The 2397-nt window shown below is 53.3% G+C and carries 2 protein-coding genes; one reads left to right on the forward strand and one right to left on the reverse strand.

Annotation, left to right across the window (positions count from 1 at the left end):
• Positions 1 to 545, reverse strand: a 545-nt coding sequence (locus QD357_RS31835; RefSeq protein ID WP_414125989.1) for an MFS transporter, incomplete at its 3' end; no start/stop codon positions are given.
• A 417-nt stretch (positions 546 to 962) separates the two neighbouring features.
• Between QD357_RS31835 and QD357_RS31840 the strand changes: the two genes are divergently transcribed.
• Positions 963 to 2138, forward strand: coding sequence for an FAD-dependent oxidoreductase (locus tag QD357_RS31840; protein ID WP_414125991.1), 1176 nt, complete (start codon positions 963 to 965; stop codon positions 2136 to 2138).
• Positions 2139 to 2397 lie beyond the last annotated feature (259 nt).

The raw sequence follows: 2397 nt of genomic DNA on the forward strand, positions 1-2397 counted from the left end.
ATGCTACCGATGCCGACACTAAAGAACATACTGCTAGACCACAGGCCCCGCCGTTCTTTTGGCGCGATCTCCGCAAGGTACGCATAGGAAGCGGTAGCCTCCCCCCCGTGAGCAAAACCTTGCAACAGCCTAGCAGCCAAGACCATGAGAGACGCAAATCCGCCAACAGCTGCATATGTTGGGGAGACTGCGATTAAAAGACTGCCGAAGCCCATAAGAACCATGCTTATCAACAACACGGTTTTACGCCCCAGGCGGTCCGCAAGGGCACCGAAGACAATACCTCCAAGCGGGCGAGAGATGAAGCCGACCGCAAAAATCGCCAATGTACTCAACAAAGCCGAGACTGGGTCTTGTGTGTCAAACATTGCCTTCGCGATATATGGAGCGAAAACCGCATAGATCGTCCAATCGTACCACTCCAGAGTATTGCCGAGGCCAGTCGCGATTAACGATTTCCGTCGAAGCACATTACCTAGGTCGTGCGAGTGACCGGCGGTTCGGGCTTGCATGCCTAGATTAGATGACTCGAGTTTCACGCTCATGGTTTCCTCCCCTGCGCTCCGTCCATTAAATKCCGCCACACCTCGAATCTTGGCGCGACTTAATCGGCGAAGCATACGATAGCGTCAGCGTTGATAAATTACAATATTGAATAATTAATTTGTATCGAAAATAAAATTTCTCGTAGCCGGCCGGCTTCTTTGTCCCATGTTACGCCGCCGTAACGCCTCTCCGGCCGAACGACGTCAGGTCGTTGAGCACGATTCAGGTATCTTGACATCAGCACGCATTTTAATTAATCAAGTTTTTAATTCACTGCGGGCAAGTATCGTTCGATCGAAGAGAGGCGGCAGCTAGCCTGCCATTTTTAGGCCGGTATGGCAGTGTCGAAGTAAATGTGGTGACTTCAATGCCCGTTGGGTCAGCGACAACCATTTTCAGAAGAAGTGAGAGTTAACATGAGCGCACATGTCGTTGTCGTCGGTGGCGGCCMAACCGGGCTTCTTACCACGTTAGGCTTAGCACGTTCCGGTATGCATGTGACGGTATTGGAGGCGGAGGCGACGCCGAATAATAGTCCTCGCGCGCTTGTTTACCATTCATCTGTCCTCCCGCATCTCCGAGATTTGGGCGTGCTTGACGATTGCGTGACGGCCGGTTTCCTTCGGCAGGACCACGCCTGGCGCATCCACGAGACCGGTGAAATGATCCGCTGGGACATCGGGTGTCTTGAAGGCGAGATCGAATTCCCTTACGCGCTTCATTTGGGCCAAGATAAACTGTCMCTTATTATTCTTTCCCATCTGCAGAAGTTGCCGAATGTCGAAATTCACTTTTCGACCACTTTGACTGCATGCGAACAGAACGGCAGTGGCGTACGGGCGACGATTCTAAAAGATGGACTTACCGAGACCATCGACGCCGACTGGTTGATTGGCGCCGACGGCGCAGCCAGCTTTGTTCGGCGAGAGGTTCTGAATCTCAATTTCTTCGGTATMACGTGGCCAGAACGTTATGTCGCAACCAATACGCGCGTAGACCTTGATCGGCGCGGCTACTCGAAGACGACGATGCAGATTGATCATGTCTACGGTTCCGTCATTTGCAAAATCGACACCAGCKACTTCTGGCGCGTCACATTTATGGAAGACCCCGCCCTTCCAATCGAAGACCTTCCGCAGAGAATTGCAAAGGTGTTGCCGGACCTGCTCACCGGCGACGTTCCGTTCGACGTGGAGGCATTTTCGCCCTACCGAATGCATCAACGCTGTGCTGATCGAATGCGAGTGGGCCGCATCATGCTAGTCGGCGATGCAGCGCATATTACCAATCCCACGGGGGGTCTGGGGCTGACGGGAGGTATGTTTKACACATTCGCGCTCGTCGAAGCCCTTACMCAAGTTGTTCACGATAACCGCAGCGAAGACATACTGGAAACCTACGATAGGGACCGCCGTTACAAGTTTCTTGAGATCGTCTCGCCACGCGCATCTTCAAACCTACGCAACATGTATCACATGCTACCTGGCCAGCAGAAAGAGCAGTGGATCKAACAGGCGCGTGCAATCGCGGCTGACAGAGACAAAATGCGCGTAATGATGAAATTTCACGAACAGATGCGAACAGTATATTGAGCAGCCTTACACCCTTGGCCCTCGCAGACTTCGGAGGGAGATTTCTCACAACGTCGCGTAATCTATACGCGGGCGAGACATATCCCGGTGCGACCGCGTATGTCGAATGGTTCGTACCCGTCGAACCGAAAAGCGTATCGATAACATTCGTACATGGCGGCGGTGGACAAAGTTCGGAGTTTCTGCGCACTCCGGATGGCCGGCCCGGCTGGGCACACGCGTTTCTGCGGGCGGGGTATCCMGTATACCTGCTTGACCG

The sequence above is a fragment of the Rhizobium sp. BR 317 genome (assembly GCF_047445835.1).
Classification (GTDB): Bacteria; Pseudomonadota; Alphaproteobacteria; order Rhizobiales; family Rhizobiaceae; genus Rhizobium; species Rhizobium paranaense.